This window comes from Stenotrophomonas sp. HMWF003, assembly GCF_003061285.1.
Lineage (GTDB): Bacteria > Pseudomonadota > Gammaproteobacteria > Xanthomonadales > Xanthomonadaceae > Stenotrophomonas > Stenotrophomonas maltophilia_AP.
In genome coordinates this window covers 39,603-51,791 of sequence record NZ_QAIW01000440.1, presented here as the reverse complement: position 1 = coordinate 51,791, position 12,189 = coordinate 39,603, and the positions used below count along the sequence as shown (strand labels likewise).

The 12,189-nt window shown below is 67.8% G+C and carries 11 protein-coding genes; 7 read left to right on the top strand and 4 right to left on the bottom strand.

The genetic code is table 11. The annotated features are described in order from the left end of the window. Positions 1-1,027 (bottom strand): oxidoreductase (locus tag DBR34_RS19495; protein WP_128098006.1); only part of this gene is annotated, 1,027 nt, incomplete at its 3' end. Between the two features lie 168 nt (positions 1,028-1,195). On the opposite strand from DBR34_RS19495, the gene DBR34_RS19490 reads away from it, so the two are divergent. From DBR34_RS19490 to DBR34_RS19475, 4 genes are all read left to right on the top strand, one after another. Further along, the gene (locus tag DBR34_RS19490; RefSeq protein ID WP_038686217.1) at positions 1,196-1,573 is read left to right on the top strand and encodes a BON domain-containing protein; all 378 of its coding nucleotides are present in this window, start codon (positions 1,196-1,198) and stop codon (positions 1,571-1,573) included. A gap of 223 nt (positions 1,574-1,796) precedes the next feature. Further along, the gene (locus DBR34_RS19485; RefSeq protein WP_128098005.1) at positions 1,797-3,614 is read left to right on the top strand and encodes an ATP-binding protein; all 1,818 of its coding nucleotides are present in this window, start codon (positions 1,797-1,799) and stop codon (positions 3,612-3,614) included. Continuing rightward, on the top strand, positions 3,611-4,051 hold the full coding sequence (locus tag DBR34_RS19480) for a response regulator (protein ID WP_038686220.1): 441 nt from the start codon (positions 3,611-3,613) through the stop codon (positions 4,049-4,051). The genes DBR34_RS19485 and DBR34_RS19480 overlap by 4 nt, the downstream gene beginning before the upstream one ends. Positions 4,052-4,054: 3 nt before the next feature. Next, a complete protein-coding gene (locus tag DBR34_RS19475; RefSeq protein ID WP_128098004.1) occupies positions 4,055-5,572 on the top strand; it encodes an ATP-binding protein in 1,518 nt (505 codons plus the stop codon). Positions 5,573-5,582: 10 nt separating this feature from the next. On the opposite strand, the gene DBR34_RS19470 is transcribed toward DBR34_RS19475, so the two are convergent. After that, positions 5,583-6,320, bottom strand: coding sequence for a 20S proteasome subunit A/B (locus DBR34_RS19470; RefSeq protein ID WP_128098003.1), 738 nt, complete (start codon positions 6,318-6,320; stop codon positions 5,583-5,585). An 85-nt stretch (positions 6,321-6,405) separates the two neighbouring features. On the opposite strand from DBR34_RS19470, the gene folK reads away from it, so the two are divergent. Beyond that, the gene (gene folK / locus DBR34_RS19465; protein WP_128098002.1) at positions 6,406-6,897 is read left to right on the top strand and encodes a 2-amino-4-hydroxy-6-hydroxymethyldihydropteridine diphosphokinase; all 492 of its coding nucleotides are present in this window, start codon (positions 6,406-6,408) and stop codon (positions 6,895-6,897) included. Positions 6,898-7,011: 114 nt separating this feature from the next. On the opposite strand, the gene DBR34_RS19460 is transcribed toward folK, so the two are convergent. Further along, positions 7,012-7,749, bottom strand: a complete 738-nt coding sequence (locus DBR34_RS19460; protein ID WP_128098001.1) for a pteridine reductase — start codon at positions 7,747-7,749, stop codon at positions 7,012-7,014. A gap of 56 nt (positions 7,750-7,805) precedes the next feature. Here DBR34_RS19460 and DBR34_RS19455 point away from each other — a divergent pair, with 56 nt between their 5' ends. Together DBR34_RS19455 and DBR34_RS19450 are read left to right on the top strand one after the other, a co-directional pair. Beyond that, positions 7,806-8,990 carry a class I SAM-dependent methyltransferase gene (locus DBR34_RS19455; protein ID WP_038691815.1) on the top strand — a complete coding sequence of 395 codons (1,185 nt, stop codon included), beginning with the start codon at positions 7,806-7,808 and terminating at the stop codon, positions 8,988-8,990. 16 nt (positions 8,991-9,006) lie between these two features. Continuing rightward, positions 9,007-9,381, top strand: coding sequence for a VanZ family protein (locus DBR34_RS19450; protein ID WP_258224149.1), 375 nt, complete (start codon positions 9,007-9,009; stop codon positions 9,379-9,381). A 383-nt stretch (positions 9,382-9,764) separates the two neighbouring features. On the opposite strand, the gene DBR34_RS19445 is transcribed toward DBR34_RS19450, so the two are convergent. Next, a complete protein-coding gene (locus tag DBR34_RS19445; RefSeq protein ID WP_128097999.1) occupies positions 9,765-12,101 on the bottom strand; it encodes a family 20 glycosylhydrolase in 2,337 nt (778 codons plus the stop codon). Positions 12,102-12,189: the final 88 nt, after the last annotated feature.

The window sequence follows — 12,189 nt, the reverse complement described above, 5'->3', positions numbered from 1 at the left end:
GCCGCCCACTGCGCGCACTCTCCGTGCCCGCCGCCAGCAGCCGCATCAGCTGCAGCGCCTGCTCCGCGCTCACCGTAGGCGCGCCGGTCCCCAGCATCGCATCGCGGAACGCCGCATACAGGCGCCGGTAGTCGCCCAGGGCGTTGTCCACGCTGGCCGCGTGCTCGTGGCCCGCGGCATCCACGCTGACATGCTGGCCATGCACCGGGTCCAGCCCCCAGCCCGGCGCGCCCGGGGCGATCCCCTCGCGCAACTGGTCTTCCTGCACATCGCGACCGTGCTTGAGGTAACTGCCCAGACCGCCATGCACGGCAAAGCGCGGACGGGCAGCGGCCACCAGCGAGCCGGCATGCACGATGGCCCGGTGCCGCGGGTAGTGCAGCACCGCATGGAAGTAGTCGTCGCTGCGCGCGCCGTCGCGCTGCGCCATCAGATCGGCACTGATCGCCTGCGGCCAGCCGAACAGCTGCAGCATCTGGTCGAGCAGGTGCGGGCCCAGGTCCATCCACAACCCGGCCCCGGGTGCATCGCTCTCGCGCCAGCGGTCACGCACCTGCGGGCGGTAGCGGTCGAAGTGCGAATGGCACTCGGCCACCTCGCCCAGCACGCCATCGACCAGCAACTGCTGCAGGGTGAGGAAATCGGCGTCGAAGCGGCGGTTCTGGAACACCGTGACCACCCGCTCGGCCGTCTGCGCGGCGCGCACCACGGCCTCGGCCTCGGCCAGGTCCAGCGCGAACGGCTTGTCCACCAGCACATGCTTGCCGGCCTGCAGCGCGGCGATCGCCAGTGGCGCGTGTTCGGCGTTCGGCGTGGCGATGACCACCGCGTCCAGCGCGGGATCATTGAACAGCTCGGCGGGCTGGTCGCAGATGCGCACATCGGTGAAGCTGCGCAGCAGGCGGTCGCGCTGCGAACTGGCGATGCTGTGCAACGCCAGCCCCGGGGTGTGCTGGATCAACGGCGCGTGGAACACGCTGCCGGCCAGGCCGTAGCCGATCAATCCAACCTGCAGGGGCGTGGTCATGGTGGGGCTCCAACCGTGCGGGCTGCACAGCGTAGCGTGGGTTGTTGCAGCGCGGAACATGAACGGTTGTGCATCAACCTGAGCGGTTCACGGCGGCGTTATGTCTTGCCGACGTCCTGCACACGGCAAGACACGGAGACTGGCCACACACCCAAGGAGACACCGCACATGACCAACACGACCCGTAATCTGCTTGCTGCTTCGCTGGCCCTCGGCATGGTGCTGGGCACGTCGTCGGCCATGGCCAAGGACCCGCCGAAGACCACCGATCATGCGGCCATGACCCATGCCGATACCCACGATTCGGCCGAGCCGGTGACCGACAGCTGGATCACCACCAAGGTCAAGACCGACCTGCTCACCAGCAAGAATGTGCCGGGCACCGAAGTCAAGGTTGAGACCGTCAACGGCGTGGTCACCCTGACCGGCACCGTGGCCAGCCAGGCCGAGCACGACAAGGCACTGCGCGTGACCAAGGGCATCAAGGGCGTCAAGAGCGTCGATGCCAGCGGTCTGAAGGTGGCTGCTGCCGCTGCCAAGCGCTGAGTCCAGCCGCTGTAGTACCCAACAGGGCGCGCCTTCGGGCGCGCCCTTTATTGTGGGCCCGACCCACCGCTGCGTTTGCTTAATTGTTCATAAAATAAGGCGCATCCTATTCACAATGCGCTGCGGTATATTGACGGCTTCGCCCGCGACGGCGTGCCAGGGAAGCCGAGGCTGCCGCGACAGGGCACCGCCGGCAACGGCATCGCACGGTTGAAGAGGGACTATGGCGCTGGCTTTCAGTGATGAAATCTGGGATCGGTGGCGTTTGCCGGCGTTGGCATTGGCCGCGGCGGCGATCATCGTGGTGCCGTGGGTCACCCTGCGCAAACTGTCCGACGACAACGTCGAGGCCATGCGCTGGGTCACCCATACCCAGGAAGTAGGCGTGGCGGTGTACCAGCTGCAGGCCGACGTGCGCGACGTGGAATCGGCCGCACTGACGATGTCCAAGGGCATCGACGCGCCGGGACTGCGTGAGCGCCTGGGCCAGGCCAAGGACATCCCGCTGCGGCTGCAGAAGCTGGCCGACCTGACCCGCGACAATCCCGAACAGCTGGTGCGCATCGGGCGCATCCAGTCGATGGTCGAGCGGCGCATGGAGGTGGCCAAGCAACTGGCCAGAACTTCGCCGAACTCCGACCAGCGCGAGCTGGTCCAGGACCTGACCACGCGCTACCCCATCCGCGGCCTGATCGAAGAACTGCAGGCCAGCGAAGAAAAACTGCTGGCACAGCGCACCGCGACCTTCCAGAAGCAGCAGCGCCAGGGCGAATTCATTTCATGGACGGCCCTGGCCATCCAGCTGTCGCTGCTGGCCCTGGTGCTGTGGCTGCTGTATCGCCAGGCAGGGCATCGCGCTGCCGCCGAACGCGCCTCGCTGCGGTCGGCCGCGCGTGCCGCCTCGGTGCTCCACACCGTGCGCGAACCGATCGTGCTGCTGGACCGTGACCTGAAAGTGCAGCTGCACAATCCGGCGTTCGCCGAGCTTTACGGCCTGGATGAGGAAAGCAGCGAGGTCCGGCCGCTGGACAGCATCGGTGCCGGCGCCTGGAGCGATGCGGTGGTGCGCCAGCGGTTGACCGACGTGCTGCTGCGCGGCCGCGAACTGTGGGACTACGAACACGAACAGCGCACCGCCGACGACCAGGTGCGCACCATGCTGATCAACGCCCGCCGCATGCCGTTGCCCGACAAGGACGATGAAGTGGTGCTGATGACGGTCAGCGACGTGACCGTGCAGCGCGCCGTGCAGCAGCGCGTGGAAGAACTGAACCGCCAGCTGGAAGGCAAGGTCGAGCAGGTGTCGGAAGTGAACCGCGAGCTGGAGGCGTTCAGCTACTCGGTCTCGCACGATCTGCGCGCGCCGCTGCGCCACATCGGCGGCTTCTCCGACAAGCTTGCGCGCCACCTGGGCGAAGAGGCCGACGAGAAATCGCTGCACTACCTGGGCGTCATTTCCAATTCGGCGCGGCGCATGGCCGCGCTGATCGACGACCTGCTGGTCTACTCGCGGCTGGGTCGCGCGGCGATGCGCATGCAGGCGGTGGACATGCAGTCGCTGGTGGCCGACACCCGCGCGATGCTGGACGCCAACCTGCAGAGCGAGGCCGAGGAAACCGGCGTGCCACGCCAGGTCGAGTGGAAGATCGCGCCGCTGCCGATCCTGGTCTCCGACGAAAACATGATGCGCCAGGTGTGGTTGAACCTGCTTGGCAACGCCATCAAATACTCCTCCAACCGCGATCCGGCCCGGATCGAGGTCGAGTACCAGCAACAACCCGACGGTGGCCACCTGTTCACGGTGCGCGACAACGGCGCCGGTTTCGACATGGCCTACGCGGCCAAACTGTTCGGCGTGTTCCAGCGCCTGCACAAGGCCAGTGAATATCCGGGCACCGGTATCGGCCTGGCCAGTGTGCGCCGCGTGCTGACCCGCCATGGCGGCCGCATCTGGGCCGAATCGGCCGTCGACCAGGGCGCCTCCTTCCACTTCCTGCTTCCTCCTGCGCTCGACGCAATCAATAAAGGCTCTGCCGCATGACCGCTCTCCGCACCATCCTCCTCGCCGAGGACAGCCCTGCCGACGCCGAGATGGCCGTCGATGCCCTGAAAGAGGCCCGTCTGGCCAATCCCATCGTGCACGTCGAAGACGGCGTGGAAGCGATGGACTACCTGTTGCGCCGCGGTGCCTACGCCAACCGCGAGGAAGGCCTGCCGGCGGTGCTGCTGCTGGACATCAAGATGCCGCGCATGGACGGCCTGGAAGTCCTCAAGGAAATCCGCAACACCGACGAGCTCAAGCGCCTGCCGGTGGTGATCCTGTCGTCCTCGCGCGAAGAAAGCGACCTGGCCCGCAGCTGGGACATGGGCGTGAACGCCTACGTGGTCAAGCCGGTGGACGTGGACCAGTTCTTCGGTGCCGTGCAGACCCTGGGCAAGTTCTGGGCGGTCATCAACCAGGCGCCGGAAGTCGAATAATCCATGCCGCTGACTGGCCCCTCCCTGGGTATGTTGCGCGTCCTGCTGGTGGAAGATTCCCCCGAGGACGCCGAACTGATGTGCGAGCAGATGCTCGATGCGGGGCTTGAAGCGAGCTTCGAGCGGGTGGAGAGCGCGCGCGAACTGCGCGATGCCCTGACCCGTTTCTCGCCGGACATCGTGCTGTCGGACCTGAGCATGCCGGGCTTTTCCGGCAACGAGGCCCTGCGGATCGTGCGTGCGTGGCATCCCGATGTGCCGTTCATCTTCGTGTCCGGCACGATGGGCGAGGAAAACGCGGTAGCCGCGCTGCACCAGGGCGCCAACGATTACATCATCAAGCACCAGCCGGCGCGGCTGCCTTCGGCGGTGGCACGCGCGGTGCGCGAGTCACGCAGCACGATGGACCGCCAGCGGGTGGAAGCCGAACTGATGCGCGCGCAGCGGCTGGAAAGCCTGTCGCTGCTGGCGGCCGGGCTCAGCCACGACCTGCGCAACATCCTGCAGCCGCTGCTGATCATGCCGGACCTGCTCAAGGCGCGCAGCGACGACCCGCAGCTGCATCACCTGGCCGACATCATCGCCGAGTGCGGCCGGCGCGGGCACGAGATGGCCGAATCGATGCTGTCGTTCGTGCGGGGTTCGCGCAAGCCGAGCGAGCACATCTGCATCGCGCACCTGTTCGAGGCCGTGGAGCTGCTGTTGCGCAGCAACCTGCCCGACAAGGTCAGCCTGCACCTGGACGTGGCCGACGAAGGCCTGGGTGTGGATGCCAATTACACCGAGCTGCAGCAGGTGCTGCTGAATCTGTCATTGAATGCCATCCAGGCGATGCCGAGCGGCGGCCGCCTGACCCTGCGCGCGTCTGCCGACGCGGGCGGGCAGGGGGAAGAGTGGTTGCGCATTTCGGTGAGCGACGAAGGCACCGGCATGGATGCCGAGACCTTGTCGCACCTGTTCAATCCGTTCTTCACCACCAAGGCCAACGGCACCGGCCTGGGCCTGATTTCGTGCAAGCGGATCGTGGAAGGCGCCAACGGCACCATCCACGTGGACAGCACGCCCGGCGTGGGCACGCGCTTCGACCTGCTGCTGCCGATGCGCGAAGTGCCGGCCGAAGGCGAGGCGATCGACGCGCCGATCGCCGCGGGTGCGGGCCAGACCATCCTGGTGGTGGATGGCGAAGCCACGCGGCTGTCGCTGCTGGGCAATGCGCTGTCCAGCCAGGGCTACCACCTGCAGCTGGCATCGGACGGCGCTGCGGCGCTGCGCTGGATGCAGCAGGAGGCGATGCCGGCGCTGGTGATTGCCGACGCCGGTTCCAAGCTGCTGTCGGCCAGCCACCTGCTGGGCGAGATGGCCACGCTGGGCTACCGCGGTCCGGCCCTGGTGCTGGAAGAGGTCGATGTCACCGTGCCGCTGGCGGTGTTCCCGCCGATCATCAACGTGCACGTGCTGCGCAAGCCGCTGGAGATGCAGCAGGTGTTCCGCTCGGTCGCCGAGGCGCTGGAGACGGCGTAACCGGGCGCGGTCATCCCGCTTCCCACGGAAACCCCGGCAGGCTGGCCACGGCCTGTTCCAGCTTGTGCGACCAACTCCCGTGGATTTCGGCGTACAGCGGCGAATCGCCCGCCAGGCGCATGCGCTGGCTGATGCGCAGGTCGCCCGTGCGGATCAGCACCAGGTCCACCGGCAGGCCGACCGACAGGTTGGAGCGGATGGTGGAATCCAGCGACACGATCGCAGTGCGCGCCGCGTCTTCCAGCCGCGTCTGCGGGCGGATGATGCGGTCCAGGATCGGCTTGCCGTACTTGGATTCGCCGATCTGCAGGAACGGGGTTTCCGGCGAGGCGGCGATGGCGTTGCCCAGCGGGTAGATCATGTACATGCCGGGCTGTTCGCCGCCCACCTGGCCGCCCAGGATCAGCGTGGCCTGCGTGTTGACGCCGTCGTGGCCGTGTTCGGGCGTGCTGGATTTGACCTGGCTGTCGACCAGGATGCGGCCCACGTACTCGGCCACCTCGAACAGGTGCCGGTAGGCGCGCAGGTTCTCCGCGCGCTGTTCCTCCACATCACGCCGCAGCCGCGAGATCAGCAGCTGGGTGGTGGCCAGGTTGCCGGCGGCCATGATCACGAAGGCGGCCTGGCCCGGGAACTCGAATTCGTGCAGCTTGCGATGCACCCGCACGTCGTCCAGCGACGCGTTGGTACGGGTGTCGGCGGCGAAGACCAGGCCTTCGTCCACCTCGATGCCGACGCAATAGGTCATGTCGGTGTCCTATGATGTGCACCCCCGATTCTATGCGCTGGCCCTGTTGGCCCGGTGTGGATTCGCCCCACGCATGCTGAATACCATGACCACTGTGCTCCTGAGCCTGGGCAGCAACCTGCAGCCGCAACAGCACCTTCACGCCGCGGTGGAGGCCCTGCGCGCGCGCTTCGGCGCCATTGCGGTCTCCCCGGCCTACCGCACCGCCGCCGTCGGGTTTGACGGCCCGGATTTCCTCAACAATGCGGTAGCCATCGAGACCGACCTGCCGCTCGACGCGCTGGATGCCTGGCTGCATGCGCTGGAAGACGCGCACGGCCGCGACCGCAGCGGCCCGCGCTTCTCCGACCGCACCCTGGACCTGGACGTGGTGTTCTACGGCGACCTGATCGTGGAGGGCCCCGGCCACCTGCGCATTCCGCGCCCGGAGCTCAAGCACGCCTTCGTGCTGAAGCCGCTGGCCGACATCGCACCGACCTTCATCGACCCGGTCAGCGGCCTGGACCTGGCCACGCTGTGGCGCGCGCACCGCCAGTTCGGCGAGACGTTCGAGACCATGGACCTGTTGCCGGGGTAAGCGGTGGACCGGTAATGCCGGCCACTGGCCGGCAACCCGCGATGCAGGTTCCATGCAGAGCCGGCCAGCGGCCGGCACTACCGTCGAGCGGGGCGCGGGGGTGCGGCCAAGCCCTTACGACAGCGTGCGCCCGCCATCCACGCGCAGGGTATGCCCGGTGATGAACGGTGCGTCGGTCACCAGCCAGTACACCGCCTCGGCGATTTCTTCCACGGTGCCGGTACGCGCCAGCGGCGTGCGCAGCAACAGGGCCTGCTGGGCGTAATCGTCCTTGCCCTGCTCGGGCCACAGGATCGCGCCGGGTGCCACCGCGTTCACCCGCACCTTGGGGGCCAGTTCCAGCGCCAGGGACCGGGTCACCATTTCCAGCGCCGCCTTGGCCGCGCTGTAGACCGGGTGGTCACGCATCGGCTGGGTGCCGTGCAGGTCGGTCAGGTTGACGATGCAGCCCTGGTGCCGGCGCAACTGCGGGGCTGCGGCCTGGGCCAGCAGCAGGGGCGCGCGCGCATTGACCGCGAACAGGTCGTCCCAATGCTCGGCGGTGATCTGGCCGAGCAGCGTGGGGTAGAAGTTGGAGGCGTTGTTGACCAGCGCGTCCAGCCGCCCGAACTGGGCCACGGTCTGCTCGACCAGGTCGGGCAGGGCGTCGGCATCGCGCAGGTCGGCCTGCAGCGCCAGCACGCTGCCCGGGCGCAGCATGTCCAGGTCGAAGGCCATCTGCTGCAGTTCGGCGGTGGAGGTATGCGCGTGCAGCACCACCGACCAGCCGCAGGCGTGGAACTGGCGGGCGATCGCCGCGCCGATCCGGCGTGCGCTGCCAGTGATCAGCACGACGGGTGCGGTATCGGTCATCGGGGGTAACTCCCTGCTCGGCTATGCTGTGCATTGTCACCGCAATCGCCTGCACCATGCATTCCCCACTGCCGACCCCCGATACCGACGCCCTGGCCCACAGCGATCAGCTGGCCGCGGCACTGCGCGCTGAAATCCTGGCCAATGGCGGCGCCATGCCGTTCGCCCGGTTCATGGAGCTGAGCCTGTACACGCCGGGGCTGGGGTACTACAGCGCGGGCGCCAGCAAGTTCGGCCAATCCGGCGACTTCACCACGGCGCCCGAACTGGGCCCGTTGTTCGCCGCCACCCTGGCCAACGCGATCGCGCCGGTGATGCAGCAGCTGGGACCGCAGGCGCGTTTCATGGAACTGGGCGGCGGCAGCGGCGCGTTTGCCGAGGTGCTGCTCAAGCGCATGCTCGAGCTGGACGCGCTGCCGGACCGCTACGCCATCCTGGAGCCCAGCGCGGACCTGCGCGAGCGCCAGCGCGAGCGTCTGGAAAAAACGCTGGTGCCGCCGCTGTTCGCGCTGGTGGAATGGCTGGACGGCCCGTTCGACGACGACTGGGACGGCATGGTGTTCGCCAACGAGGTGATCGACGCGCTGCCCACCCCGCGCTTCCTGGCCCGTGACGGCATGGTCTTCGAGGAAACCGTGGAGCTGGATGCCGACGGTGCCTTCATGCGTGGCGCGCAGCCGGCCGACGCCATGCTGAGTGCGGCGGTGCGGCATATCGAGCATTACCGCGAGAAGCCGTTCGCCGATGGCTACCGGTCCGAACTGCTGCCGCAGCTGCCGTACTGGATCCAGGCCGTGGCCGGCGGCATGCAGCGCGGCGCGATGCTGTTCGTCGACTACGGCTACCCGCGCGGCGAGTACTACCAGGACGAGCGCGACGACGGCACGGTGCGCGCGTTCTACCGCCACCAGGTGCACAACGACCTGTACCGCTGGCCGGGCCTGCAGGACCTGACCGCCTCGGTGGATTTCACCGCGTTGGCCGAAGCCGGCACCGGTGCGGGCTTCGAGCTGGCCGGGTACTGCACGCAGGCCAACTTCCTGCTGGGTAACGGTCTGGATGCGTTGTTGGCCAAGGCCGATGCGCGGACCGATGAATTCGGCAAGGTGCGCCTGCGCGACCAGGTCAAGAAACTCACGCTGCCCACCGCGATGGGGGAGCGCTTCCAGGTGATGGGCTTCCAGCGCGACGTCGATTTCGAGCCTGCCTTCACGCTGGGCGATCTCACCTGGCGGCTCTGAGATGACCACGACAGGGATGTTGAAGCCGCTGCGCTGGCCGCGGTTCTGGCTGGCGCTGTGGTGGTTGGCCATCGCCGCCACCATCGCCGTGTGCCTGGTCCGGCTGCCGCCGATGGCGCTGCCGGACAACAGCGACAAGGTTGAACATTTCCTGGCCTACTTCCTGCTGGCCGGCTCGGCGGTGCAGATCTACCGCACGCGCGCCGCGCTGGTGTGGGCGGGCGTGGGCCTGGTCGGTATGGGCATTGGCATCGAGTTCGCCCAGGGCGCCCTGACCGCTACCCGCATGGCCGACCCGATGGACGTGCTGGCCAACAGCATCGGCGTTGTCGCCGGCCTGTGCCTCACCTTCACCCCGTTGCGCGACCTGTTGGTGCGTTTGCGCGGGTGACCGGCGGTGACGACCGTTGGTCGTCACTCGTGTGACATTGCTGTCGCCGCGCCCCCCGACCCGCGCGATCAAAACAGCAGGTCGAGAACATCCAGCGCGCGCAGGCCACGGTGGGTAGTGCCGGCCGCTGGCCGGCTCCTCATGAACCCACCATCGCCTGGTTGCCGGCCAGCGGCCGGCACTACCGAATGAACCCACCATCGCCTGGTTGCCGGCCAGCGGCCGGCACTACCGGATGAACCCACCATCGCCTGGTTGCCGGCCAGCGGCCGGCACTACCGGATGAACCCACCATCGCTTGGTTGCCGGCCAGCGGCCGGCACGACCGACGCCGGGGCGGGGTTCACGGGTAGGTACCCACCGTTGGTGGGTACGCGCCCGAATCAACGCGGCTGCAACGTCACCTCATCCACCACCCACATGGTCGGGCGGGTGTCACCGGTGAAGCGCACACACAGGTCCTGGGTGCCCTTCAGCGACCGCGGCAGCGCGGCGTCCAGCGTGATGAAGCCATCGGCGCCCGGCGCGGCCGGCAGCGGCACGCTGACCAGCGGCTTGCCGTCGCAGGTGCCGTTGAGCACGTCCATTTCGCCATGCGCGCTGCGCGCCGGGCTGAATTTCCGCGCCGGTTCGTCGTGGGCCAGCTGGAAGTAATACGGGATCTGCCCGGCACGCACGCGCAGCCTGGCGATGCCGTCCACGTCGGCCTGCTGCCACAACCAGCACGGGTTGAAGATGTTGACGTTGAAGATGGCGCGCTCGCCGTCGGCCGGGCCGTCGTCTTCCAGCCGCAGCAGCAGCTTGCCTTCGCCCGGGCACATCGCCAGCTGCTGATCGTTGCGGGTGAGCAGCGAGGTGGCGGTGATGTCGAAACGGCTGGCGGCGTTGGCCAGGGCCTTGCCGTTGAAGAACGTGGCCGCCTGCAGCGTGATCGGCAGCGGCTGGGTCAGCGGCGCGGTGTAGCGCGGCGACTGCGCGGTGACCGGGCTGCCATCCACGCTGTAGTGGATTTCGTAGCCCAGCGGCGTGCTCAGTGCCAGCGTCGCGGTGCCGGCCTTGCGGTCGTCGCGGCTGTTCTGCTCCACCTGGAACGGGGTCTGTGCATAGGCGATGCCCATTGCCTGCCAGCGCTGCAGCTGGGTGGGCAGGCGTGCCAGGAAGTCGGCGTAGTCACGGCGTTCGCGCGGCGACCAGCCGGTTTCGGCCACGGCGGCCAGGCGCGGGAACAGGTTGTGCTGCAGGCGCGCGTAGGTGCGCGTGTGCTCGGTGAACATGTTGGCCTGCAGGCCCAGGATGTGTTGCTGCTTGTCCTTGGCCAGCGCATCGGGCACCGGCTCGAAACCGTAGACGCGCGCCAGCGAGGTGACCAGCGGGCGCCCCGGCGGCTCGTTGTCCGAGGTGGTCTGCAGGTAGTCCATGTACATGTCGGTGACCGGCGACATCACCACGTCGTGGCCTTCGCCGGCCGCCTTCAGGCCGCCTTCGGTGCCGCGCCAGGACATCACCGTGGCTTCCGGCGGCAGGCCGCCTTCGAGAATTTCGTCCCAGCCGATCAGGCGCCGGTCGTGCTGCTCCAGGTACTTCTCCAGGCGTTTGATCAGGTGGCTCTGCATTTCCATTTCATTGGTCGCGCCCACCTCGCGCATGCGCGCCTGTACGCGTGCCGAGGCTTCCCACTGGTCCTTGACCGCCTCGTCGCCGCCCACGTGCACGTACTTGGCCGGGAACAACGCAATCACTTCTTCCAGCACGTTTTCCAGGAAGGTGAACGTGGTTTCTTCGGTATTGAACAGGTTCGGGAACACGCCCCATTCGCTGAGCGGCTTCAGCGGGGTATCCAGCGTGCCCAGTTCGGGATACGCCGCGATCGCTGCAGTGGCGTGGCCGGGCACGTCGATCTCGGGGATCACCTGGATATGGCGCGCGGCCGCATAGGCGATTACTTCGCGGATCTGGTCCTGGGTGTAGAACCCGCAGTACGGGCGCTCGGCACCGGTGGCAGGATCGCGGCCACCATCGCCGGCCGGGATGCGGCAGCTGCCCACCGCGGTCAGCTTCGGGTAGCGCTTGATTTCCATGCGCCAGCCCTGGTCATCGGTGAGATGCCAATGGAAGGTATTGAGCTTCTGTTCGGCCATCGCGTCGAGCACGCGCTTGATCTCGTCCAGGCTCTGGAAGTGGCGGGCCGAATCGAGCATCAGGCCGCGCCAGGTGAAACGTGGGGCATCGTCGATGCGCAGTGCCGGCAGGGCGCCGTCGGTGCTGCTGGTGAACAGTTGCGACAACGTCGCCGCACCGTAGAACAGGCCCGCTTCGGTGGCCGCGGCCACGGTCACGCCATCGCCGTTGGAGCGCAGCTGGTAGCCCTCGGCACCGGTCTTCAGCGCGGTGTCCAGCACGAAGTTGACGCCGTTCTTGCCGTTCCCGTTCCTGACCTGCAGGGTGGGTCCGCCGCTGCTGCGCAACAGGGTGCTGAACTGGCCGGCCACGCGCGTGGCTGCTTCGCCGCGCGCCCATACCGGGGTGCTGGCGGCTACCTTGAAGGGCGCGCCCTCGAGGCGTTCCACATGGGCCGGTGCGGGGATCAGCGGCAGTGCGCCGGGCCGGGCGCGCGGACCATCGGGCGCTTGTGCATCGGTGGCGTGCGCGAGCGGTGCCAGGGACAGGGCCAGTGCGAAAGACAGCAGCGACAGCGAGGTACGACGGGTGCGGGTGTGCATCGGGTCATTCCTTTGTAGCGAATCGGGTTCCACCTGTAAAAACGGGCCCGGAGGTCCGGGCCCGTCGATCAGGCGTTCAGCAGGGTAC

Coding starts and splice junctions, on each gene's coding strand:
- DBR34_RS19490 (WP_038686217.1), top strand. CDS start 1,196: ATGACCAACACGACCCGTAATCTGCTTGCTGCTTCGCTGGCCCTCGGC.
- DBR34_RS19485 (WP_128098005.1), top strand. CDS start 1,797: ATGGCGCTGGCTTTCAGTGATGAAATCTGGGATCGGTGGCGTTTGCCG.
- DBR34_RS19480 (WP_038686220.1), top strand. CDS start 3,611: ATGACCGCTCTCCGCACCATCCTCCTCGCCGAGGACAGCCCTGCCGAC.
- DBR34_RS19475 (WP_128098004.1), top strand. CDS start 4,055: ATGCCGCTGACTGGCCCCTCCCTGGGTATGTTGCGCGTCCTGCTGGTG.
- DBR34_RS19470 (WP_128098003.1), bottom strand. CDS start 6,320: ATGACCTATTGCGTCGGCATCGAGGTGGACGAAGGCCTGGTCTTCGCC.
- folK (WP_128098002.1), top strand. CDS start 6,406: ATGACCACTGTGCTCCTGAGCCTGGGCAGCAACCTGCAGCCGCAACAG.
- DBR34_RS19460 (WP_128098001.1), bottom strand. CDS start 7,749: ATGACCGATACCGCACCCGTCGTGCTGATCACTGGCAGCGCACGCCGG.
- DBR34_RS19455 (WP_038691815.1), top strand. CDS start 7,806: ATGCATTCCCCACTGCCGACCCCCGATACCGACGCCCTGGCCCACAGC.
- DBR34_RS19450 (WP_258224149.1), top strand. CDS start 9,007: ATGTTGAAGCCGCTGCGCTGGCCGCGGTTCTGGCTGGCGCTGTGGTGG.
- DBR34_RS19445 (WP_128097999.1), bottom strand. CDS start 12,101: ATGCACACCCGCACCCGTCGTACCTCGCTGTCGCTGCTGTCTTTCGCA.